The 22,864-nt window shown below is 52.6% G+C and carries 24 protein-coding genes and 1 tRNA gene; 14 read left to right on the top strand and 11 right to left on the bottom strand.

The features are described from left to right. The first annotated feature begins 126 nt into the window (after positions 1–126). The 5 genes from rfbB (at position 127) to J4P41_RS11275 (ending at position 4,702) form a co-directional block, all read left to right on the top strand. Positions 127–1,182: a dTDP-glucose 4,6-dehydratase gene (gene rfbB / locus J4P41_RS11295; protein WP_426067207.1), complete on the top strand. Its 1,056-nt coding sequence runs from the start codon at positions 127–129 to the stop codon at positions 1,180–1,182. 20 nt (positions 1,183–1,202) lie between these two features. Continuing rightward, on the top strand, positions 1,203–2,075 hold the full coding sequence (rfbA, locus tag J4P41_RS11290; protein ID WP_426067262.1) for a glucose-1-phosphate thymidylyltransferase RfbA: 873 nt from the start codon (positions 1,203–1,205) through the stop codon (positions 2,073–2,075). Positions 2,076–2,170: 95 nt separating this feature from the next. Continuing rightward, a complete protein-coding gene (rfbC, locus tag J4P41_RS11285; RefSeq protein ID WP_010502913.1) occupies positions 2,171–2,734 on the top strand; it encodes a dTDP-4-dehydrorhamnose 3,5-epimerase in 564 nt (187 codons plus the stop codon). 8 nt (positions 2,735–2,742) lie between these two features. Then, entirely contained in the window at positions 2,743–3,633 is an 891-nt protein-coding gene (gene rfbD, locus J4P41_RS11280; protein WP_426067206.1) for a dTDP-4-dehydrorhamnose reductase, read from the top strand. A gap of 67 nt (positions 3,634–3,700) precedes the next feature. Beyond that, positions 3,701–4,702 (top strand): glycosyltransferase, encoded by a 1,002-nt coding sequence (locus J4P41_RS11275; protein ID WP_426067205.1) that lies wholly within the window; start codon positions 3,701–3,703, stop codon positions 4,700–4,702. On the opposite strand, the gene J4P41_RS11270 is transcribed toward J4P41_RS11275, so the two are convergent. Then, entirely contained in the window at positions 4,699–5,139 is a 441-nt protein-coding gene (locus J4P41_RS11270; RefSeq protein WP_426067204.1) for an HIT family protein, read from the bottom strand. The two genes, J4P41_RS11275 and J4P41_RS11270, sit on opposite strands and share 4 nt — an antisense overlap. 32 nt (positions 5,140–5,171) lie before the next feature. Continuing rightward, positions 5,172–6,659, bottom strand: coding sequence for a sugar porter family MFS transporter (locus J4P41_RS11265; protein WP_426067203.1), 1,488 nt, complete (start codon positions 6,657–6,659; stop codon positions 5,172–5,174). Positions 6,660–6,785: 126 nt separating this feature from the next. Between J4P41_RS11265 and J4P41_RS11260 the strand changes: the two genes are divergently transcribed. Next, a complete protein-coding gene (locus J4P41_RS11260) occupies positions 6,786–6,920 on the top strand; it encodes a hypothetical protein (RefSeq protein WP_268828103.1) in 135 nt (44 codons plus the stop codon). Here the strand turns inward: J4P41_RS11260 and J4P41_RS11255 are convergent. The 4 genes from J4P41_RS11255 to J4P41_RS11240 are packed head-to-tail and all read right to left on the bottom strand — an operon-like array spanning position 6,917 to position 9,672. Next, entirely contained in the window at positions 6,917–7,708 is a 792-nt protein-coding gene (locus J4P41_RS11255) for a metal ABC transporter permease (protein WP_426067202.1), read from the bottom strand. The genes J4P41_RS11260 and J4P41_RS11255 overlap by 4 nt on opposite strands. Continuing rightward, positions 7,701–8,360, bottom strand: a complete 660-nt coding sequence (locus J4P41_RS11250) for a metal ABC transporter ATP-binding protein (RefSeq protein ID WP_426067201.1) — start codon at positions 8,358–8,360, stop codon at positions 7,701–7,703. Before J4P41_RS11250 ends, J4P41_RS11255 begins: the two co-directional genes overlap by 8 nt. Beyond that, positions 8,344–9,198 carry a metal ABC transporter solute-binding protein, Zn/Mn family gene (locus J4P41_RS11245; protein ID WP_426067200.1) on the bottom strand — a complete coding sequence of 285 codons (855 nt, stop codon included), beginning with the start codon at positions 9,196–9,198 and terminating at the stop codon, positions 8,344–8,346. Before J4P41_RS11245 ends, J4P41_RS11250 begins: the two co-directional genes overlap by 17 nt. A 57-nt stretch (positions 9,199–9,255) precedes the next feature. Beyond that, positions 9,256–9,672 carry a lytic transglycosylase domain-containing protein gene (locus tag J4P41_RS11240; protein WP_010502927.1) on the bottom strand — a complete coding sequence of 139 codons (417 nt, stop codon included), beginning with the start codon at positions 9,670–9,672 and terminating at the stop codon, positions 9,256–9,258. A 97-nt stretch (positions 9,673–9,769) separates the two neighbouring features. Here J4P41_RS11240 and J4P41_RS11235 point away from each other — a divergent pair, with 97 nt between their 5' ends. Then, a complete protein-coding gene (locus J4P41_RS11235) occupies positions 9,770–10,255 on the top strand; it encodes an aminoacyl-tRNA deacylase (RefSeq protein ID WP_211567914.1) in 486 nt (161 codons plus the stop codon). A 64-nt stretch (positions 10,256–10,319) separates the two neighbouring features. Here J4P41_RS11235 and J4P41_RS11230 read toward each other — a convergent pair. After that, positions 10,320–10,395, bottom strand: a tRNA-Ala gene (locus J4P41_RS11230). A gap of 89 nt (positions 10,396–10,484) precedes the next feature. Then, complete coding sequence (locus J4P41_RS11225; RefSeq protein ID WP_426067199.1) at positions 10,485–11,096, bottom strand: Maf family protein; 612 nt, start codon at positions 11,094–11,096, stop codon at positions 10,485–10,487. Between the two features lie 354 nt (positions 11,097–11,450). On the opposite strand from J4P41_RS11225, the gene hemE reads away from it, so the two are divergent. The 5 genes from hemE to galE all read left to right on the top strand — a co-directional run bounded on the left by hemE (position 11,451) and on the right by galE (position 16,558). Continuing rightward, positions 11,451–12,500 (top strand): uroporphyrinogen decarboxylase, encoded by a 1,050-nt coding sequence (hemE, locus tag J4P41_RS11220; RefSeq protein WP_426067198.1) that lies wholly within the window; start codon positions 11,451–11,453, stop codon positions 12,498–12,500. Beyond that, positions 12,497–13,201: an HAD family hydrolase gene (locus J4P41_RS11215; protein WP_426067197.1), complete on the top strand. Its 705-nt coding sequence runs from the start codon at positions 12,497–12,499 to the stop codon at positions 13,199–13,201. Before hemE ends, J4P41_RS11215 begins: the two co-directional genes overlap by 4 nt. Beyond that, positions 13,198–13,644, top strand: coding sequence for a protoporphyrinogen oxidase HemJ (gene hemJ / locus J4P41_RS11210; RefSeq protein WP_023944354.1), 447 nt, complete (start codon positions 13,198–13,200; stop codon positions 13,642–13,644). Before J4P41_RS11215 ends, hemJ begins: the two co-directional genes overlap by 4 nt. Before the next feature lie 155 nt (positions 13,645–13,799). Then, positions 13,800–15,320 carry a glycosyltransferase family 2 protein gene (locus tag J4P41_RS11205; protein WP_426067196.1) on the top strand — a complete coding sequence of 507 codons (1,521 nt, stop codon included), beginning with the start codon at positions 13,800–13,802 and terminating at the stop codon, positions 15,318–15,320. A gap of 251 nt (positions 15,321–15,571) precedes the next feature. After that, entirely contained in the window at positions 15,572–16,558 is a 987-nt protein-coding gene (galE, locus tag J4P41_RS11200; RefSeq protein WP_426067195.1) for a UDP-glucose 4-epimerase GalE, read from the top strand. Between the two features lie 16 nt (positions 16,559–16,574). Here galE and J4P41_RS11195 read toward each other — a convergent pair whose 3' ends face one another. Together J4P41_RS11195 and J4P41_RS11190 are read right to left on the bottom strand one after the other, a co-directional pair. Then, positions 16,575–17,546, bottom strand: coding sequence for an SDR family oxidoreductase (locus tag J4P41_RS11195; RefSeq protein WP_426067194.1), 972 nt, complete (start codon positions 17,544–17,546; stop codon positions 16,575–16,577). Beyond that, entirely contained in the window at positions 17,543–18,148 is a 606-nt protein-coding gene (locus J4P41_RS11190; RefSeq protein WP_426067261.1) for a DedA family protein, read from the bottom strand. Before J4P41_RS11190 ends, J4P41_RS11195 begins: the two co-directional genes overlap by 4 nt. Positions 18,149–18,298: 150 nt before the next feature. On the opposite strand from J4P41_RS11190, the gene J4P41_RS11185 reads away from it, so the two are divergent. After that, positions 18,299–20,200 (top strand): alpha/beta hydrolase family protein, encoded by a 1,902-nt coding sequence (locus J4P41_RS11185; protein ID WP_426067193.1) that lies wholly within the window; start codon positions 18,299–18,301, stop codon positions 20,198–20,200. A gap of 118 nt (positions 20,201–20,318) precedes the next feature. After that, positions 20,319–21,365: an aldo/keto reductase gene (locus tag J4P41_RS11180; protein ID WP_034880817.1), complete on the top strand. Its 1,047-nt coding sequence runs from the start codon at positions 20,319–20,321 to the stop codon at positions 21,363–21,365. 38 nt (positions 21,366–21,403) lie between these two features. Here J4P41_RS11180 and J4P41_RS11175 read toward each other — a convergent pair whose 3' ends face one another. Beyond that, a complete protein-coding gene (locus J4P41_RS11175) occupies positions 21,404–22,699 on the bottom strand; it encodes an MATE family efflux transporter (RefSeq protein WP_415514793.1) in 1,296 nt (431 codons plus the stop codon). Between the last annotated feature and the right edge of the window lie 165 nt (positions 22,700–22,864).

The following is a 22,864-nucleotide window of genomic DNA, read 5'->3' as shown; positions in this document are numbered from 1 at the left end:
ACCTTATGAATGTAGAAATAGTTTCATTAGTATTACCGACAGCTCTGTTTGCGCCTCTTGTACAACACTGTAAGGTACTTTCCTGTGGCGGGGCTGATGCTCCTACCGTGATGTTAAGGAGTTGAAATGCGGATATTGTTGACAGGCGGTTGCGGCTTCATTGGTTCGGCCGTGGTACGTCATATCATCAAGAACACCGAACACAGCGTGCTGAACGTTGACTGCATGACTTATGCAGCCTCTGAAGATACAGTTGCCGAAGTCTCTTCCGATCCGCGTTACTCTCACGCTCGCGCCAACATCGTGAACGGCGTTGAAATGCAACGTCTGTTCGAAGAGTATCGCCCGGATGCCGTGATGCATCTGGCAGCTGAAAGCCATGTGGACCGTTCAATCGATGGCCCTGGCGTCTTCATTCAGACCAATGTCGTTGGCACCTACTCACTACTGGAAGCTGCCCGCAAATACTGGAACGGCCTCGGAAACGAAGAAAAGGCCGCGTTCCGCTTTCATCACATTTCTACAGATGAAGTCTTTGGCCATCTTGAGCCAAACGATCCACCATTCACTGAGACAACACCTTACGATCCGCGCAGCCCGTATTCAGCATCCAAGGCCTCGTCTGACCATCTGGTCCGTGCCTGGTATCACACTTACGGTTTGCCAACCTTCGTAACCAATACCACGAACAATTATGGCGTCTGGCACTTCCCGGAGAAGCTGATCCCGCTCGTGACCATCAATGCCATCGAAGGGCGTGAACTGCCAGTCTACGGCAAGGGCGAGAATATCCGTGACTGGCTCTTCGTCGAAGACCATGCTGAAGCTCTGGTCCGCGCTGTTGAAATTGGCAAACCAGGCGAAACCTACGCCATTGGTGCCCGCCAGCCACGCACCAATCTGGAAGTCGTCAAGAAGATCTGCACTGTTCTGGATGAACTCCTGCCAGATCCGGAAGGCCCGCGTGAGCGTCTGATCCGCTATGTGACGGACCGCCCCGGCCACGACTTCCGTTATGAGATCGACCCGTCCCATGCTGAAAAAGAGCTGGACTGGAAAGCCAAGCACGACTTCGAAACCGGTATCCGCAAGACGGTTCAGTGGTATCTCGACAACCGTGACTGGTGGGAAGGTATCCGCTCCAAGCGATATACGGGACAGCGACTGGGAACACGCGCATGAGCACGATCGACACGAAGCCCATGAAGGGCATTATTCTGGCTGGCGGTTCAGGCACGCGCCTGTATCCTATGACGCTTGCTTCGTCCAAGCAGCTTCTGCCGGTCTATGACAAGCCAATGATCTACTATCCCCTTTCCACGCTAATGCTGGCGGGAATCCGGGACATCATGATCATCACGACCCCGCATGACATGCCTCAGTTCCAGCGTCTTCTGGGCGATGGTTCCCAGTTCGGCGTGACGTTTGAATATCGAATCCAACCTTCCCCTGATGGCTTGGCCCAGGCGTTCCTGATTGCCGAAGACTGGCTTGAAGGCTGCCCATGCGCACTGGCACTCGGCGATAACCTGATCTTTGCCGATCATCTGGGTGTGCTGCTACGTGCAGCCGCAAACCGTCCTGAAGGTGCGACGGTCTTCGCGTATCAGGTTCGTGATCCCGAACGTTACGGCGTGGTTTCATTCGATGAGAGTGGCAAAGCACTCGAAGTCGTTGAGAAGCCGGAAAACCCTGAATCAAACTGGGCCATCACAGGTCTTTATTTCTATGATCACCGTGTCGTGGATTTTGCCAAAAAGGTGAAGCCGAGCCCACGTGGCGAACTGGAAATCACCGACCTCAACCGTATGTACCTTGAAGAAGGCACGTTGCAGGTTGATCGCCTCAGCCGTGGTTGCGCTTGGCTCGATGCCGGCATGCCCGATAGCCTGATGCAGGCTGGCAGCTTCGTACAAACCATTCAGTCTCGTCAGGGCATGCTGGTTGGTTCGCCTGCTGAGGTTGCTTTCCGCAACAAGTTCATTACCGCTGACCAGCTTCGCGATCATGCAAAGCGAATGGGTAAAACTGAACTAGGCCGCCTGTTGCTTGAACTGGCAGACCACGGCGTCTGAACTATCCGCGCTGCCTGACCCGGTCAGGCAGCGTTTTTTCTGTTAAGGCACAGTCTGTCTTTATTTCCAGAGTTTATTTTCTGAAGGAAACCGTCATGAAGGTTGAACGGCTCGCTATTCCAGACGTCATTCTCGTTACGCCTCCCCGCTTCAGCGATAATCGCGGCTTCTTTTCCGAAACCTATAATTTTGACCGTATGACAGAGGCCGGCATCAACCTGCCTTTCGTTCAGGACAATCAGAGCCTTTCCGTTGAAAAAGGCGTTGTCCGCGGTCTGCATTGCCAGTTAGCTCCCTACGAGCAAGGCAAACTCGTCCGCGTGACGCGCGGCGCCATCTGGGATGTGGCAGTCGATGCCCGTACGGGCTCCCCCACCTATGGCAAATGGGTTGCAGCTGAATTGTCTGCTGAAAACTGGTCCCAGCTCTGGGTTCCACCCGGCTTCCTACATGGCTTCGTGACGCTCGAAGAGAACACCGAAGTGCAGTACAAGTGCACGTCTCTTTATAGCAAGGTTTCCGAGCGCGCGGTGATCTGGAACTCTCCGGAACTGAACATTGACTGGCCTGTTTCCGAAGAAGAAGCGGTTCTGTCTGACAAGGACAAGATCGCACCGCACTTCTCCGAAGCGAAAGGCTGGTTCCAGTACGAAAAGTGAGTAACGTCATGTCCAGCACAGGTTTCATCCTCGTCACGGGCGGCAATGGCCAGCTTGCGACATCTCTCGCCACTTTGGGCGGTGACCGCATCATTCGTGTCGGCCGCCCTGAGTTCGATTTCGACAAGCCGGAAACAATCGCCGCTGCGATTGAGAAGTATCATCCGGCTGCTGTTGTAAATGCGGCAGCCTGGACGGCTGTCGATTTGGCCGAAACAGAAAAAGACGGTGCAGAACGCGCCAACTGTTCTGGCCCAAAGGCGCTTGCTGAAGCCTGTGCCAAGGCTGGCATCCCTTTTGTGCATGTCTCTACGGATTATGTGTTTTCCGGTGACAAGGGTGCGCCTTACACTGAAGAAGATCCGACCAATCCTGAGACGGTCTATGGCAGCACCAAGGCGGACGGAGAGCAAGCTGTTCTCGCAGCCAATCCAAAGAGCATCGTTCTTAGAACGTCTTGGGTCTATTCGGCCCATGGCAAAAACTTCATCAAGACCATGATCAATGCAGGAGCCAAGAATCCAGCACTGAAGGTCGTGGGAGATCAGAGCGGCAACCCAACCAGTTCCGACGATCTGGCTGAAGCCATTCTGGCCATTCTGGCTCTCGTGGAAAAAGACGGCTGGAAACCGGAATATGCTGGCATCTATCACGCCAGCGGAACCGGCGAAACGACCTGGCATGGTTTGGCAGTCGCAGCGCTGGAAGAAGCCGAAAAGCATGGTCAGGCCATGCCAACGGTTACAGCCATCCGGACAGAAGACTGGCCCACTCCGGCCAAGCGTCCGCAGGATTCCCGTCTGGATTGTTCAAAACTTCACCGCATTTTTGGCGTTAAAATGCCTGAATGGCGTGAGAGTGTAGCCCGTACGGTGCATCGTCTCTTTACGGCTTCGTAAGTTTTATGAGCCATTCCTGACGGAATGGCCTGCTCCACACAGTCTTTACCGTTCTGATAAGGATGTCATGTCTTCTCCTCAATCCGGCAACCGCCGCTGGAACCCGCAGATGATCCGGGGAGGAGCAAGTCAAAGTGCTGTCAGAACAACGCGCGTTGCCATTCTCCTATCGCTTTATAACGGCGAAACCTATCTCAACGCACAACTCGACAGTATTCTGGCCCAATCGCACACGGACTGGATTCTTTACTGGCGAGATGATGGATCGACAGATGCATCGCGCGTCATCATGCTTTCTTTTGCAGCACATCGTGGCCATGGACGGTGCGTCGAGATTACATCTCTTCCGGAAGCCAGCGGGGTCGGAGCCTCTTACCTTCATCTGCTGGAATCGATCCCGGAAACGCCATTTGTCGCTTTTGCTGACCAAGACGACGTCTGGCACCCCAAAAAACTGGAATGGGCTATAGACTGGCTTCGGTCTCAGCCCTCAGATATCCCGGCGATCTATTGTGCACGCCAATATCTGACAGATAGTAAGCTGAATGTTTTTCGCAAGTCCGAAAGACTACACCGGAGTCCCTGCTTCGCCTCAGCCCTAACCCAGAATATTGCAACTGGTCATACGGCCGTCATCAACTCTGCTGCCTGTCACCTCATGCATGGCACTACTCCGCCTGCTCATACCCTGCATGACTGGTGGGCCTATCTTCTGACAATGGCGGCGGGCGGTGAGATTTTTTTTGATAACCGCTGTGTGAGTTATTACCGACAGCATTCCCGCAATACGGTCGGTGCAAAACATTCCAAACTCAAGCGAGGCCTCTCTGCGATAAAACGTGGCCCAAGCACCTTCATGACGACGTTTGAGTCTAATGTGCAGCGTCTTCTCAGCTATCCGGACATGCTGACAGCGGAGTCCAAAGACCTCCTCGAAGACCTGTCTCGGGCCAGGACGCTCAAGGCGCGCTTCAAACTCATCTGGAAACGACCTGAGCTTCAACGACAGACTTTTTGTGAAACTACTGTTTTTCGTCTCTGGTATCTTCTGGCAACACGTTGCCACTAAGCCTCCACACTTAGCTCCCGTCTCATTGCATCCATGAAAGCTCTGTCCTGCTCCGGATCGAAAGATCTTGCTGCGGCATAATCATAGGAAATACTGGCAGCCTTGATGCGCTTGTCTTCCTCCTCGCTCGCATAGCGAGGCACGATATGGGTATGAAGCGACGGCGCTAAATTGCACCATGTTTCGTAATTGATGCGCGAAGCGCCTGTCACAGCGAGCAAGGCGTCTCCAGCAGCAGCCATATCCAGAAGATATTGGATCCTTGCCTCACCCTGTAAATCATTCAAGGATGAAACAATGGGATCTGCCAGAAGCTGGCAATATCCTGGAAGTGGTTGTGTTTCACCCAGCACCAACCAGCCGGATTTCATACGCCCAATAACAAACGGGTTATTGCCACTTCGCGCAGCAATAACCCGTTTTGCGATAACGTCCATATTGGTTCCTCCTGAAGAAAGGAGGAACCGTATCATGCTGCGGACCGAGCGTCCTCTGCATCTTCTTCAGGCACAATACGCTTGTTTTCCCGTGTTGGACGGAAACGGTTTTCCAGAAGGGCATCTTCGATGTCTTCAAGGGACGCACCAGAAGTTTCCGGCACGAAGAAGAACACAAAGATCACAGAGGCCAAGTTGACCAAGGCGTAGAACCACATCGTCCATGTCAGGCCAATTCCTTCGGCCATTGTCAGTGCTGTACTGGTCACAAGCAGATCTGCCCCCCACAGTGTCGCTGCGTGCAGGGATGTTGCCTGCCCACGCATAGAAAGCGGGAACATTTCCGCACCAAGAAGCCAACCGCAAACCTGAATGCCACCAGAGTTGAACATCATGAACAGCAGAAGGAAAGCAACGATCAGATACGATCCAACGCTCCCTGGAGCCGGATGGCTCATGAACATGATGCCCAGACCAACCAGCGACAGGGCTGCCCCTGGGCCCATGATCAGCATGAGACGACGGCGCCCGATCCTATCCACAAACAGACAGCCCAGGAAAGTCATGATGCAGTAGACAATTGCCACGCCAAGGGACGCCCATAGGGCGGAGGACGCACCAAACCCAGCATCGTTCAGGAAGGTTGGGGCATAGTAGATCATCATCTCAAGCCCGCCACACTGGGTAAAGAAAGCGACGCCAAGAGCAGCAACCAGCGCCGGGCGCACCCAAGGCTGGAAGAGGCCACGCCAGCCGCGGTTCTTAGGATCAATGTCCGTTGCGTTCTCGCGGATCGCTTCCACTTCTTTGCGGACTGCGCGCTTAGTCGTCCGAATACGACTGAGATGGAGAATGGCGTTCTTCATGCCCTCATTTTCAGCCGACCAGCGAGGGCTTTTGGGCATAAAGAACATGGACACGAAGACGATGGCGGCAGGAATGGCGGCAATACCCACCATTGGGCGCCATCCCCAATTTGTCCGCTGGGTCAGACCAATGATGTTAGCAAGCAGAATGCCCAAACCGATGGCAACATTGAACATTGTCACCAGACTACCGCGCCGTTCCTGAGGTGCGAGTTCCGAAATATACATCGGAACCACCTGTGTAGAGCCACCAACAGCAAGGCCAAGTACGAAACGGGCCGCAATCAGGCTCCAGACATCAGGAGAAAATGCGCAGGCTGTCGCACCAAGAACAAACACCCCGCTGACAATGCAGGTTGTTGTCCGACGGCCAAATTTCTCGGAAAGGGAACCAGCTCCGAAAGCACCAAAGACTGCCCCCAGAAGAATAGCGGAAGCCACGCTTTCCTTCATGGTGGAATTCAGATGGAAGTCTTCACCGATAAGAGGAAGAGTGCCAGAAATGATTCCCGTATCGTAGCCGTAAAGACCACCGCAAATTGCGGCGACCATAGCGGCCAGCATCAGGATCAGTTTCGCATTCGGTGAGACCTCGATTTTGGAGAGATCTATCTGTTCACGAACAGGTCGAGATGTTTTCGTATCATTTGACATAGCGATACTAACATAGAGCAATCTGTCAGGTTTTTCGCGCCTACGCTGTTTTTTCGTAAAAAACTATATTTTCCGTATAGTGTGGCCTTAAAGTGGCTATAAGCAGAAAACGTGTGGAGGTTTATAATGCCGTCTCAGACTCCGGATACAACGCGTGATGCGCCCGTCATTACGCTAAAGGCGCTCATTATTCTTCATATTTGCCTGATTGCCTTTATCGGGTTGATTCATTTTCGTCTTGTGACAATGACAGCCCATTAACGTCTGACCAGACAGGCCATTCCATAAAAGGCGGCGGCACCAAGACCGATCCAGAACGGAACGGGTATGTCTGTCATCCATGACAGAGCGAGTCCTCCCCAAGAGAGAAACAAAGCCAGAGCCACGGCGCTTACCAAGCCTGCAATAGGTCCAAGACCTAGCCTCAGCGCTGTTGCCGCCGGGCCAACCATCAGGCTGAAAGCCAAAAGTGCGCCAGAAACCTCCGCACAGGCAGAACACGCTAGAGCCGCGATTGCCATAAAACCGAGGGATGTAAGGCGAACAGGAACTCCACGGGCCTGAGCAACATCCGGCATCAGACTTGCAAACAGAAGCGGTCGGCCAAGAAAAACCAGTCCCGACAAACACAATACCGCAACGCCCGTTAGAGCCAGCAACGTGGGCATATCAATGCCAAGAACATCTCCAAACAGAAGCGTTGTTGCCATGCTGGAAGCGCCGTTCGCTTCGTGCAAAAACCATGTGCCCAGACCAAGACTGGCAGCAAGAACGAGGCCAATCATGCTGTCCCGGTGGGGCGATAGAACAACGCCTTTTGCTTCACTCCCCATCGCAAGACCGGCGAGCAGACTGAAAGCAATCATGCCATAAAGAGGTGAAACGCCCAGCCAGACCGCCCCAGCTGCTCCACTGAAGCCAATGTGAGACAGAGCGTGGGCTGCAAAAGCCTGACGCCTCAGAATCAGAAACCATCCCACCGTTCCGGCCAATACAGAAACAATCGTGCATCCCAGAAACGCATGTCGCATGAATTCAAACTCAAACATGCAGACTGCCATTTTCCAGCTTCAGAATACGCGACACTTTCCCATCCAGAGCCTCCGTTTCGTGAGACGTCATGAGAATGGAAAGTCCAAGCTCCCGTGTCAGGGTATTCAACAGAGATACAATCTGATGCTGCGCCTCGTGATCCAGCGCCGCCAAAGGTTCATCCAAAAGCAACGTCTTCGGACTGTCTGTCAGGGCTTGGGCAAGGCAGACCCTTTGGCGCTCGCCCCCCGACAGCAGACCAAGAGGCCGCCGAGCAAAAGACAGCGCACCCGTCAGAGCCAGCAAGCGTTCAGCATTCTCCCGCCGGCTGCGAGACGGAAGAGGAACGCCCCATTGCGCACCGTTCATCGCAGCCATGACATGACTGATCGCCGGGATCATCAAGGCAGCATTATTCAGACCCTGAGGCATGTAGCCAATCTGTTTACAGGCCGTTTCAGGCGGCTGCCCTTTGACAAGAAGGACCCCATTTTGCAGGCGAACAAGACCAAGACAGGCTTTTAGAAAAGTCGATTTTCCGGAACCGTTTCGACCTGCCAGAAGTGTCATTCCCGTTATGGGAACTGTCAGCGTGACATGGTCCAGAATGGTTTTGCGCCCTGCACAGAGCGTAACCCCGTCAAGGAAAAGGTTATCTGGATGCGCCATCAAGGGCCTTCTGAACGGACTCAATAATTGAAGACACCCAGTCCTGCCATGACAATCCCGGAGGTAATGTTTCCCCAATCACAGCGATGGGCATACCACGCTCTTTGGCCTTCTCCACCATTCGGTCAATTTGCGGCGACCTTACAGCAGGGTTTACAATCAGCAGCCTGACGGTCTTCTTATCCAGCGCAGTTTCAAGCGCTGCGACATCCTGGGGAGTAGGCTCTGCATGATGCATGGCGGCCAGAGCGAAACCTGTATCCACAATATGTAACCCCATATTCTGGATAAGATCAGCCCCGACTGGCTCCATCGCAGCGATGGCTGTTCCCTCGTAATTTTGACGCAGTTTTTCACTACGTGTTTCCAGATCATCAATCTGTTTCAGGAAAATATCCAAGCGCTGTTGAACCGCTTCTTGATTCAGCCCCTGCTTGATCAAAGCACGTGCTGTAGCCAGAGCAACCTTACGAACGGCCATTGGATTGAGAAACAGATGCGGATTGTCACCCACTTTCCACCCAGCTTCCTGCGCAGCAATAACGCGAGATGCAGAAGACGAAACGAATGGAAGCGCCCAGTCATCATAAGTTGCGCCGTTGAGCACAACGAGTGCCGCATGCGCCGTCTGACGTGCCATTGAAGGAGTCGGCGTCAGTTCATGAGGATCAATACCGGGCGTTGAGATCAAAGCCTGCGTCGTAATTTCAGATCCGCCAATCTGAGCAACAATATTACACCAGACAGATTCAACGCAGACCACAGGCATGGTTGCGGCAGAAGCAACAGGTGCAGTCAGCAGCGAACCGACCAGACACAGGGTTCGGAAACGATGCATGAGTTTCCCCGACGGAGCCAGAAGGACGGACGTTATAAGATAACATCTTCCGTCTGGCTATCCTCGGGAAGGCTGTCTGACGTAAAGTTCGGTGGCGGCAGCAATAACCTTGCGCTGATACGCCATGTTCAGAGGAAGGGTTCGGGAGTGATAATCCCCGATTGCGCGCAGCAGATTACCATGCTCGTTATCCAGAGCTGTTCTCAAAATCATTGCCGCCGCCGCGACATTGAAACACGGTTCCAGAGCCAGTCTGGCCGCAACCTGTGATGGTGTCTGATGCGTCATGGAAGCAATGGGCAGGATCCATCGTGAATTGATCTGCATGAGGCCAATATCGACAGATCCATCTGTATTCTGGCTGACTTTCCCCATCACACCGCCTTCAACCCGCTGGATAGCGGGCAGAACACGAGGTGGAAGCCGGTAATGCATGGCAGATGCCAGCATGCAGGCCAGAATAGCAGCAGCCATAACATCCTGTTCTTTCTTTTGAAGAGATCACGACCCTAGCATCCCCTCACCCGAGGTGTCATCCTTCAGGAAAATATCAAAGAACGAGACTTTACTGATGAGTGAACAGGACACTTCAGCCACATTAACCCTGGATGCTCTGGGGATTACCTATCAACGCCGCATCTACGATTACGACCCGTCTGCCGGAAAGCTGGGGGTGGCTGCTGCCACTGCGCTGGGCTTGGCACCTGATCATGTGCTGAAAACCCTGATGGTGCAGATCGACGGGCGCCCCGCCTGCGTTGTTCTTCCCGCAGATCGGGAACTGGATTTTGCGCGCGTAGCGACGGCTTTTGGTGGAAGAAAGGCCAAGATGCTTTCGCGTCCGGATGCCGAGCAGAGAACAGGTTACAGGATCGGAGGTGTCAGTCCGTTCGGTCAGCGCAGCGTCGTACCAACAGCTTTCGAGCAAAGCGCCATGGACGGACCGCCCGTTGTTATAAACGGTGGAGATCGTGGCCTCCTCCTGGAACTAGCTCCTCAGGATGCGTTACTGGCAACAGGGGGCATGATTGCTGATCTGGTCAAGCCGCCTGGCTGACCTACGCCAAACCATAATCATACTATGGTTGCATAACATAATTTTATGAAAATCTTAGGGAAACTGGTGGAGCCAATCGGGATCGAACCGACGACCTCTTGAATGCCATTCAAGCGCTCTCCCAACTGAGCTATGGCCCCACTGTTTCATATACGGCCTCGTTGGGGCGAAGCCGTGTGTGGGCGGTATATAAGGATGCTTTTCCGCTGACAAGCCAAAAAAGCACTTTTTAAGTCAGAAGTACATTCTGCCTTCTTAGAGCCTGCAAAAGAGGGAGACGCTGCAACCCGAGAACAGCATCATGGTCTCCTATAATGCGTGAAAACAACTGAACGCCCGGTCCTTCAAGCCTGTAAGCCCCGACACAGCCCAGAAGCGCCTCCCCTTCCCGTTTGAGATAGGTTTCCAGAAAAGCATCGGAAAACTCTCGCATGGTTAGTTCTGGAACAGCCAGATTCTCCCAAATTTTCTGATTACCTTGATAAAGCACCACAGCCGTCTGGAGGTGATGTGTCCGGCCTCTCAGTGTCCTTAAATGGTGTTTCGCCTCTTCCAGTGTCTTGGGCTTGGCAAATACTGTCCCATCCAGATCAAGGATCTGGTCTGCCGCAATGATCAGATCTGTCTCCGTCCCTGCTTCTGCAGCTTTCAATGCCTTTGCTTCTGCCAGAGTCATTGCGGTCTGACCAAGAGACTTGCCTTCTGCTTCACAGGTCGCTCGCAAATCTTCTTCATCCACGTCCACGGGCCGAAGATGAAGTGTCAGACCGCTTTCTTCCAGAAGTACTCGTCGAGCCAAAGATCCGCTCGCGAGAATCAATGAAGTACTTAGTGTGGTCATAAGATGCGACTCCAAACTATCGACGACATGTGTCTGTGCGAGTACTGCGTATGACCCGGTGAAAAGATTGTGTCAGTACTGGGGTACATGGGGACAGTACTCGGAGTCCCCGAATGAGGTACCGAGTACCGTGGATTGTTGGGTACACCTCTCGAAACTGGGGGTTGTACACAGGGGGTCTGTGAGTAAAACGGGATAGAATCCTGAGCCCCTTGCATCGCTGCGGTTTTCGGAGTTGTACACAGTGTGAGTAAGACGGGGTACATTTTCAGAAAGCCGGGTACCCCAGTTTCCACAGGGATCATCTTATCCTCCAGGATTTCTTTCTTTTTTCTTTCATGGTTAGTGAGCGGCATGAATTCGGAAAACGCACCCCTCTCCCCCTCATCCAAACCGCTTCTCAGAGCGCTCAAGGGTGAAGCTGTCTGGCCCCCGCCAATCTGGCTCATGCGTCAGGCTGGCCGTTACCTTCCCGAATTTCGGGCCATGCGGGACAAGGCTGATTTTCTAACCCGCTGCATGACACCAGACATGGCCGAAGAACTGACGCTTCAACCCATTCGCCGTTATGGCATGGACGGAGCCATCCTGTTTTCAGATATTCTGATCCTGCCTTGGGCTATGGGCCAGTCGCTCGAATTCATTGATGGTCGTGGCCCGGTTCTGGGTGCGGTCCGATCTGCTGCAGATCTGGAAAGGCTGGACCCGAAACGCGTACTGGAAGCCACAGCTCCTGTGCGGGAAACTCTTTCCCGTCTGAGCAAATCTCTTCCCGACGTTACGACTTTGCTAGGGTTTGCAGGCAGTCCTTTCACTGTGGCGTGCTACATGGTTGAGGGCGGTGGATCACGCGATTTTGCAGCAACCCGACAGATGATGCAGACCGAACCGGCACTTTTCGACCGCTTGATCGAAACTCTCACGGTCAGTACTGCAGAGATGCTGTGTGGTCAGATTGAAGCGGGTGCAGAAGCCGTCATGCTGTTTGATTCCTGGGCTGGCATTCTGCCGCCTGCAGCATTCCGGCGCTACGTTATCGAACCGACTCGCCAGATTGTGCGTCATATCCGGGAGATCCATCCCGGGACGCCGATTATCGGTTTCCCGCGTCTGGGGGGAATCATGGTGCGGGACTATGCAGCGCAGACCGGCGTGAACACACTGGCCCTGGATACAGTGGCAGACCCTGCCCAGATCGCAGAGCTGGTACCGGACATTACCCTACAGGGTAATCTGGATCCTATGGCGCTTTTTTCTGGCGGAGAAGCTATGATACGGGAAGCTAAGGCCATTCGGGATTCCCTGAAAGGTCGACCTCACGTGTTCAACCTCGGACACGGTGTCATGCAGCATACGCCACCTGAAAATGTTGGTGCTCTTGTTGACGCGGTGAGGGCGGTATGACGACGGCTCTTGACGGAGAAGGCCAGTTAAAACTGGTAATTTTTGACTGCGACGGCGTGCTCGTGGACAGCGAGCGGGCGTCTTGTCAAGCAACGGCAGAATTTGCTCGTTCCCTTGGTCTGGATATTTCGGATGAGGTCGCTCATGACCGTTTTGCGGGCAAAGCCCTGCCCCAGATTGTAGAAGAACTGGAAGGCGAATTAGGCCGTATTCTTCCAGAAAATACGGCATTCAAAATGCGGGATAATCTTGTACGCATTATGAAAAAAATGGCTGAACCTGTAGATGGGGCGCCTGAAATGATGCAGGGAATACGGTCTTTGGGAATGCCGTTTCGTGTGGGTTCAAATTCTTCTGTCGCAGAGATGGAAGTCAAGTTTGAGCGTGCTGGAATGGGACATTTTTTCCCGGAAAACCGCGTACATTCAGCGAATGACATGAATGCGCCGAAACCGTCTCCGGAAGTTTATCTGTACGCGGCAAGGAGCGAAGGTGTTCTGCCAGAAAACTGTGTTGTGATTGAAGACAGCGATACAGGCGCAGAAGCTGCTCGCCAGGCTGGAATGAGCTGTGTATTACTTCGTTCAGAAGATCTGCCGCTCCCTTCGTTCTGGCCTGCACCAGGTTTTGTGAAAATTACCCACCTGTCTCAGTTGGTACCACTGCTTCGTGATGTGCTTGAAAGCCAGAAACAGGCATGACAGATTTCCTTGCCACGCACCTGAACTGGTTTCTCTCCCTGCATATCATGGCGTTTACGGCGTGGATGGCAGGAACATTCTACCTGCCTCGGTTGTTTGTTTACCATACACAAACAGTTCCGGGTACCTCTGAAAGTGAGCGTTTCAAGATTATGGAACGCAAGTTACTTCGGCAGATCATGACACCGGCGATGATCGTCACAGTTGTTGTTGGTGGCCTTATGGCCTCAGTTCCGGGTTTGGTAGACTGGCACAGCGTTTGGTGGTGGACGAAACTGGTTTGCGTGGTTGCTTTAATGGGATTTCATGGCGCATGCAGTCGATGGAGAAAATTATTTCTCCAAGATCAGAATAACCATTCAGAAAAGTATTATAGAATAGCGAATGAGATCCCAACTATTCTTATGGTTATTATTGTTATCATGATTGTTGTCAGGCCATGATTGAATGGATGTTTTTCTTTCAGAAAAAAGATAGAGAAACTCTGCTTTTGAAGCCTCATTTTGGTTAATGCGACCGGAGTGATATGGTTTTTCTCACTTAGGTGTTAACGTAAACAGACTTACCGTGTTGGTCATTTTGAAGTGGATCTAGGCAGATGACGGCTTTTCCAACCGTAGCAATAGCGCTCTTTGTCAAAAATGAGTTTTCTGACATTGCGGGATGGATTGCCTGGCATAGAGCGCTTGGCGTCAAAACGTTTTTCATTTTTGATGATCATTCTTCCGATGGAACCTGGGATATCATCCAGTCTGCTGCGGCTGTCTGCGACGTAAGAGTCATGCGGACAGATCCTATTGAGGAGCCTGATTTTTATCAAAGGCAGCGCAGAAGTTTCATGGCTGCGGCCGAGATGGCTAAAGGTCATTACGACTGGATCGGGTTTCTCGATGGCGACGAATATGTCTACCTGAAGCATCAAGATAGCTTGCCTGAATTCTTTTCAAAATTTGATCATGCTGATGCGGTTGCTCTGTCATGGCGTATTCAAGGAAGTTCTGACCGCGTCGTAAGACCTAAAATTACAACAGTTGAAGCGTTTGTTCAGCACTCTACGTCAGAACTTGGCGATAATCGCTTGATCAAGAGCTTTGTACGTCCCGAAAAACTGGGTGATCATTACCATAACCCTCATTGGTATGACATTCCGGTAGATCGTTACGTCAGGCCTGACGGTCGTTTGGTAAATGGACAGGATGCAAATCAGGACATCGACTGGAATGATGCCTTTGTCATGCATTATATCTGCCGCAGCATGGAACACTACATCCAGCGGATCAAAAGACGTCTGAACGCGGATGTTGGTGATTCCACGGTGTACTGGGATCATTTTAATCGCAATGAACTGGCGGATCATGAGCCATTGCGTTTCATTCCTCAAACTCACCGTATTTTGCGAGATATCTATCGTGTCATGCTTGACCGTGCCATCTCAACACTACGAGATACCTGGTACAAGGTTGAGGGTGAAAACATGTTTGCACCTCATGGAGAGGGAAGGGCGACTGTCTTTCAGGTGAAGTCGGCTTTTGATACCAGCCTCTACCTGCTTCCGAATGAAAATCGAATCATGCATACGACTGCCGATATTGCTGAACAGAGCCATCTGGTTCCAATATATGCAGCGGTTCATAATGATACGCCAAATGTTTTGACGTTCTTCTATGAAGAAGATGGGCAACCAGGAACCCATCGTCTTATGCACATGCAGCGAGATGACCGTCTTGCAAGCGAACTGGTTTATAATCTCCGCTCTGTCGGAGAAAACAAATACGCTGCCTATAATCCCGTCACCGGCTTGCATCTGGTTTTTATACCTAATCCTAATGGAGATCTGCCGCAGGGTATCGAACAGGTCGCGGCAGAACGCCGTGAAGTCAGTGAATGGGAGAAATTTAGCCTTCTTCCTGCGGAGAAGATTTCCTACGCTGCCAATCGTGCTCCGCTTCCTTTTGTTCCTGGTAAAGAGACGACGTCTCACGATATTCTTGTATGGCTCGTAAGTGCGGCAGTTGCTCCAACCGCAGAAGAGTTTCTTCGGGTTCTCGCCTCTGTTCCCATTTCTGTCAGAGAAGAGATTTCATATCGTGTGCCAGGATTGCTTTGGACGTTCATTTGAATATCGGGATAGGACTAAATTAGTATAATCTAGTCCTATTATAATAAATATTATAGATAATTATACTGAATATACTATCATATAAAATACAGGATTATTTTTTGGGAATTTTTCTCATTTCTATTTAAAATCAAAAGGTTTGAGTGGAGAGAAAAATTAGGTCCGGGCTGGGAATTGGAGTGGACAAGAACGCTCGAGGGTGGCGAATATATTAACTGAATTCAGGGAACAGGAAGAGGTTAGCTTCACGTATGCGTTATCTTGTTACCGGTGGTGCGGGATTTGTTGGCAGTCATGTCGTTCTGGCACTTCTCGATGCCGGGCACGAGGTTGTTGTCCTTGATAATCTTAGCACTGGGCACCGGGAAGCCGTTCCAGAGAATGTCTTGTTTCATCAGATTGATTTAATAGATTATGAAGCTACCCATTCGGTAGTTGCGCAGGGCAAGTGGGACGGTGTTTTACATTTTGCAGCTCTTTCCCTAGTAGGAGAAAGCATAAGGACACCGTTTTATTATCTTCGTCAGAATTATTTAACAGCACTGAATCTGATTCAGGCATGTGTTGAGACGGGCGTCAAAAAACTCGTTTTCTCATCTACAGCAGCTTTATTTGGTGGGCCGGAACGCTCGGAGCCGATCTCGGAAGTTGCTCTGATCGCTCCTGGGTCTCCCTATGGAGAAAGCAAATTTCTGATTGAGCGTGTTCTGCACTGGGCTGATTCTATTTATGGTTTACGAAGTGCTAGCCTTCGTTACTTCAATGCAGCCGGAGCAGATGCAGAAGGTCGAGCAGGCGAAGATCATCGTCCTGAGACGCATCTTATTCCTCTGACAATCGATGCTTCTCTTGGACGTCGTCCTTCCCTTCAGCTGTTTGGAACAGACTACCCCACTCCAGACGGGTCCTGCGTGCGGGATTATGTTCATGTAACGGATCTGGCAGACGCTCATATCCGTGCCCTTGAGCAAATTGAAACCCGAAGCGTTGCTTACAATATCGGCAATGGCCGCGGGTATTCCAACCTTGAAATCATTCAGAGCGTTGAACGGGTCAGTGGTCGAAAAGTCCCTTGGGAAGCTGCTCCACGCAGACAGGGCGATCCTGCAATTTTAGTTGCTGATTCAACGACACTTCAGAAAGAGACCGGGTGGAAGCCGAAATTTGGAACGCTGGACCAGATCGTTGAGACTGCCTTCCGGTGGCGTGAAGCCCATCCGAATGGTTACGGAGACTGAACACCAGAATATGGTCTCACAGGAGACCATATTTGACACCTGTCATTTCTTCGGACACTGACCAGAGCCGTGCAGCCAGGTGATGATCCTTAGCCAGCTCTGGCCAGATTGCCTCTCCTGGCACACCTGTGCGTTCAGCTTTTCCCTGCGGACCATAATATTCCCCATCCCGCGCTTCTGGAGACGCCAGAGCATAAAGGAGCGGCCAGGCTCCCTCCTCTACCGTCTGTCCTAGAGCGTGAAATACTGGTCCCGCGAAACTGCGGGCAATGCGACGTCCCCAACGGCTGATTGGGTTGCCTGCTGTATCCAGTGCACCATTATTGGCAACGATATTGCTGGCGGCCCAGCCCGGATGGGCTGCCCGTGAGTGAATAGGCCATGGAGCCTTATGAGCCCGGCGGTTCAGTTCAGCAGCGAAGAGAAGGTTGGATAATTTGCTTTGTCTGTAGCGCGCCATGGGGCTGTATTGGTGGCGTGCGTTCAGATCCCCAAATGGTAGTTCTCCCTTGAGGGCGGCGAGGGAGGCTACGGTCATGACAGTAGCATTGCCAGCAGCCAACAGGGGCAATAACCGGCCTGTTAAAGCGAAATGACCAAGATGGTTTGTGCCAAATTGCAGTTCGAACCCGTCTTTTGTTGTCAGTCGGGATGCGGGGGCCATAATACCTGCATTGTTGGCCAGCAGGTGGATCGGTTGACCCCTGTCTCGTAAAGCTGTTGTGAATTTGGCGACCGAAGCAAGGGAAGCAAGGTCCAGAACTTCGAAGCGTCCCTGAACGCTGGGCACTCGCTCATACAAACGGTTCAGAGCAGCACGACCTTTCTCAAGGTTGCGTCCACTCAGAATAATGAAGGCTCCCCGTTGTGCCAGACCACAGGCCACTTCAAATCCAAGCCCCCCTGTTGAGCCGGTAATGAGAGCGGTCCGGCCATCCAGACGTTCCAGTGTGTCGAGGGACCAGGCCGCGTGAGGGGAGCGTATCATCCGTGGTTTCCTTTGTCTTTCGCATTCGAATGTGAATGCTTTTCCTCTTCTTCAGCCTGCTTCATGGCTTCATCCGTCAGGCGTTTTTCGTTCTTTTTGAGAAAGACAAACGCTCCAATCAGGCAGCAGACTCCGATGGCCGCGAGGCCGATGCCAACCGGTCCGGTAATCTTTTCAATCTGCTTTCCCAACTCGTAAGTGATGAAGGCATAGCCGCCAGCCCAGAACAGTCCACCTAAGGCATTGAAAAAGAGAAACGAATGCCAGGGCATTCGGTTTGCTCCGGCCAGAAGGGCAACGAAAACCCTCAGGATGGCAACGAAGCGTCCAAGGAAAACAACAATGCCGCCATGTTTGCGGAAAAGATATCGTCCCAGCATGAGACGCTCTTCCGTCAACCCGACTTTTTTGCCGTGCTTTTTCAGAATGCTGTAGCCAAAATGATGGCCCAGCAGATATCCGAAATTATCCCCCATAATGGCACCGGTGACCGCAGCCAATGCGATCCACTCGATATGAAGGTGGTGCGTGCTGCCTGCATATAGGGAGGCTGCGATGATGATGCTCTCTGCGGGAAGCGGCAAACCCATGCTTTCCAGCATGACTGTCACGCCAATGACGCCATAACCATATTGCTGGAGCAGATGATCGAGAAATTGCGTGAGGTGAAACAGTGTCGTGATCCCGTAGAGAAGATGGCAGAAGACAAAGCCGCCGGTTACGATACTAGGACATCAGACACAGGATGAAAAATGACTGAGCTTTGCCACTCCCCCGTTGCTGGAAACTGGCCTTCCTGGGTCGGTCCGGATCTTGTTGCCGGACGGACGCTCTCTTTCACTGAACTGAAAACTGCGGGGGACTGGATTTTCTGGCTGGAGACGCGGCCTGAAGAACAGGGACGATCGGTCATTGTGGGTCGCAGACCTGATGGCACTCTGGTGGACCTGACGCCTTCTGAGCGGAGTGTTGGCACCCGTGTTCATGAATATGGCGGTGGTGCGTGGGATGTTCGGCTGAACGACGGCAAACCAGAAGTGGTCTTTAGTGATCGGAAAACTGGTGGCCTTTGGGTCAGTAATGGAGCGGGCTGTTTGCGGGTGCTTGATGGGCAATGCGTGCCAGAACGACGCTATGCCGATCTGACATGGGATCCGGGGGAAAACGGCGTTTTCTGTGTTCGGGAGACGCATGGCACCGGAATACCTGTCGCCGCGCTTGTCTATATTGATCTGACAGGAACGGAGAGAGTGCTTGCAGAAGGAGCAGACTTCTATGCTGCACCGCGTCCCTCTCCTAACGGTGCTTTTCTGGCATGGTTTTCATGGCAGAATCCGGAAATGCCCTGGACGGCGACAACGCTGCATGTGGCCTCTCTGGATCGAAGCAGTTTGACGTTAGGCCCGGCGACGGATCTGAGTGGAGACGAGAAATGCAGCATTATCGAACCAAGATGGGCGGAGGAGGGAACACTGTATGCAACATCCGATGCCTGTGGACGCTGGTCGCCTCTCCGGTTCATTCGTGAGGGGGACAGTTGGACGGTCTGTTTTTTGCCTCCGACAGATGCAGAAATCGGTCTTCCACATTGGGTCTTTGGCCAGAGAACGCTTTTGCCGCTCGCACATGGAGAACTCCTGACGCTGGGAATTCGTCAGGGCCGGAATTGTGTTCTGCATTTCTCAGAAGGTCAGTGGCGCGATGTTTTGATGGGGGCTCCGGTTAATGTCCCGGAGCCACTGACGAATGGTGATTTCGCCTGGATCAATGCTGCGGAAGATGCCGCTCCCGCTCTTGCCGTTGGCGATATGAGCGGTGCTTGTGAATATTTTCGTTCAAGCATTTCTTTTCCCGACGGCGTTACGCAGGACGATCTCTCCAAACCTGAGCCACTTTCCTTCCCGACGGCAGACGGTAAGGAAGCTCACGCTCTTTTCTATCCACCGGCGAGTAGTTCGTTCAGTCTTGCGGAAGGCGAAAAACCTCCGTTGATCGTAATGGTCCATGGTGGTCCGACGGGACGAGCCAATCCGTCTTTTGCCTTCAAGATTCAATGGTGGACATCGCGCGGTTTTGCCGTTCTTGATGTGAATTACCGAGGCTCAACAGGGTTCGGGCGTCAATACCGGCAGGCTCTGGATTTGCAATGGGGCATTGCGGACGTGGAAGACTGTCTGGCTGGTGTGCGGGCGGTGATTGAGCGTGGGCTGGTGGATCCCGACAGATGTGTCATCCGGGGCAGTAGTGCTGGTGGCCTGACTGTTCTGGCTGCGCTGGCTCATTCAGACCTGTTCGCTGCCGGGGCGTCGCTTTACGGCGTGACGGATCTTCGGGCGCTGGCTGAAGAAACACATAAGTTTGAAGCTCGGTATCTGGATGGTCTGATTGGGCGCTATCCAGAAGACGAGGCTGTGTACCTCGAACGTTCTCCCATAACGCATGCTGCCAAAATCAATGTTCCAGTCCTGTTCCTGCATGGAGGGGCAGATAAGGTCGTGCCTCTGTCACAGGCTGAGGCAATGAGTACAAAACTCGAACAGTCAGAATTGCATGTTTATCCAGAGGAAGGGCATGGGTTTCGAGACCGAAATGCTGTTGAAGACGCTTTGGTAAGAGAGCTGAATTTTTACCAAAAGGTTTTCGAACAGAAATAGCACGATCAGATGAAGAGCTCTTGTTACGGTAATCAAGAATTTCTCAAGAGTGAGTCACTGGTCTGGCTGTGCTAAACATCGCACTTCATCCTTCTGTATATTTTTATCAGGCTCCTACATGAAACAGCGTGAACTTGGACGTACTGGCATTAAAGTCAGTGAAATCTGCCTTGGAACGATGACCTTTGGGCAGCAGAACACTGAAGCTGAAGGTCATGCCCAACTTGATATGGCGCTTGAGAGCGGTATTAATTTTATCGATACCGCCGAACTGTATTCTATTCCGCCGCGCGCCGAGACCTATGGTGCGACGGAAACCATTGTCGGAAGCTGGCTGAAAGGGCGTGGAGGGCGAGACAAGATCGTTCTTGCCAGTAAGATTGTCGGCCGCAGCTCTTCACCCTGGTTTCGGCCTGGTGGGGAAGAAGCGCGGCTGACGCCTGCACAGATCCGTTATGCCATTGAAGGCTCTTTGCGTCGGCTGGGAACAGACTATCTGGATCTTTACCAGCTTCACTGGCCTGACCGGAAAGTGGGCCTGTTCGGGGAAGGCGGGACGACATTCCGTGACCTGCCAGATGCTGATGAAGTGCCTGTTGAGGAGACCCTTGGTGCTCTGGCAGATCTGGTTGCAGAGGGTAAAATCCGGCACGTTGGACTGTCCAATGAGACGGCTTGGGGGGTGTCGCAGTTTTTGGCTGCCTCAAAAACCGGGCTCCCGCGCGTTGCTTCCATTCAGAACGCCTACAATCTGATTAATCGGACCTTCGAGATCGGTCTTGCAGAAATGTGTCTGCGGGAAAATGTGGGACTTCTGGCTTACTCTCCACTGGCTCAGGGGTATCTGACCGGGAAATACCTCAACGGGGCTCGGCCGGCTGGAGCGCGTACGACGCTGTTCAATCGTGGCCAGCGCTACGAGAAGCCTGGGGTAGATGTTGCAATTGAGGCCTACCATGCACTGGCGCAGGCAGAAGGACTGGATCCTGTCCAGCTAGCCGTTGCTTTTGTAACATCACGCCCGTTTGTGACGTCCAATATTATTGGTGCGACCAGTACAGAGCAGTTGAAGACCATTCTTGGTTCTGTTGATCTTGAGATCACGCCGGAGCTTGAGGCGAAGATCAATGAGATCCATCAGGTGCACTCCAACCCGGCGCCCTGAAAAACGTATGGATGCGGAGGCTTGAGCGCTTCCGCATCTCAATGCGTCTGATGATGCCCCAGGCGTCCAATAACGTGGAAGGCGGTCAAAACAGCCAGCGTTCCAAAAATTACGACGCCGAGAGACTGTCCTACCAGAATGCCGATAGGGCCATAGCCCGACCCCAGCCACACGAAAGGGATGGTGCCAAGGGTTGCTCGTCCCCAGTTGAAGCCTGTCGAGTAAAAGGGATGGCCAAGGTTATTGAAGGCTGTATTCGCAACGAAGAGCAGCCCAACGAACATATAGCTGAGCACCAACCAACAACAGAACAACCGAACAATTTCCGCGCCAATTCCCTGCACGTTGAACATATGCAGGATGATATTGTGCCCGGCGGCAAGAACGAACCAAGTCGTTCCTACGCATAGGGCGGTGAGTTTAAGGGCTGCCATCAGGGCTTCGCGTACGCGGTCGAACTGTCTTGCACCCAGATTCTGCGCCATGATCGGCCCAACAGACCCTGTCAGGGCAAAGACGAGAGCAAAAGCGACAGGAACAATCCTGTCGATAGTCGCCTGGCCGGAGACAGCATTTAACCCAAACTGCGCCATCGCATGGGTAACGAACAGTGCTCCTGTAGGGGTGGCCAGATTTGTCGCAATGGCAGGAACGGCAATGCCGCCGATTTTCTGGAGAGCCGGAGCAAAAGCGTCACGCTTTGGCCACTCAAGCATGGCGTGCCCCCGAAGATTCAGGAAACCGCTGGCCGTAATGGCGCACCGGGACAGGATGGTGCTGATCGCTGCACCTTCCAGGCCAAGGTGCAGTACAAAGATCATCAGAGGGTCGAGAATGGCGGAAACCAGCGCGCCGGTGAGGGTAATGCGCATTGAACGCTTCGCATCGCCAACCGCGCGAAGAAGTGCGGAAAGTGCCATTCCCAGACAGACCAGAGGCAAAGCCGGGGAAACAACGTGAAGAAATGTGGCGGCGCTTTGAAGAGCAGTTCCCCGCGCGCCAAGAAGCTGAAGAAGCGGCGTTGCAAAAATCGCCGTCAGAAGACCGAGAACAGCTGCAATGGCGACCATGACGGCAATAAAGGCTGAAGCCAGTCGCCGGGCTTCAGCGTGCTGTCGGGCACCAATTAGACGCCCGATGCAGGCCCCTAGACCAATGGTCATGCCAATTGAGACCGAGATTTGCACGTAACTCAGGGACGTCGCAAAGGCGATGGCTGCCGTCAGGGCAGGGTCGTGCAGATGGGAAATGTAGAAATAATTGAGAAGATCGACCGCAAAAACAGCCATCAGACCGATAGCGCCTGTCCCAGCCATCGTGATGACGTGGCGCATGATGCTGCCCTGCACAAATCTTGCAGGTTTTACGGGAGAATCGTCAGGGATTCTGGGCTTCGAGGAGTCATCGGATGGCACTGGCATGTCTTCATATATTGCCTTGTTCCAGCCCAAAGAGCCAGTAGGTCATCATGCTTTGTTTGGTGGAGCTCTCGAAGAGTA

The organism is Gluconobacter sp. NFX36, assembly GCF_049887835.1.
Classification (GTDB): domain Bacteria; phylum Pseudomonadota; class Alphaproteobacteria; order Acetobacterales; family Acetobacteraceae; genus Gluconobacter; species Gluconobacter japonicus_A.
The sequence above is the reverse complement of the archived record's forward strand: the minus strand, read 5'-3'. Positions and strand labels throughout refer to the sequence as shown.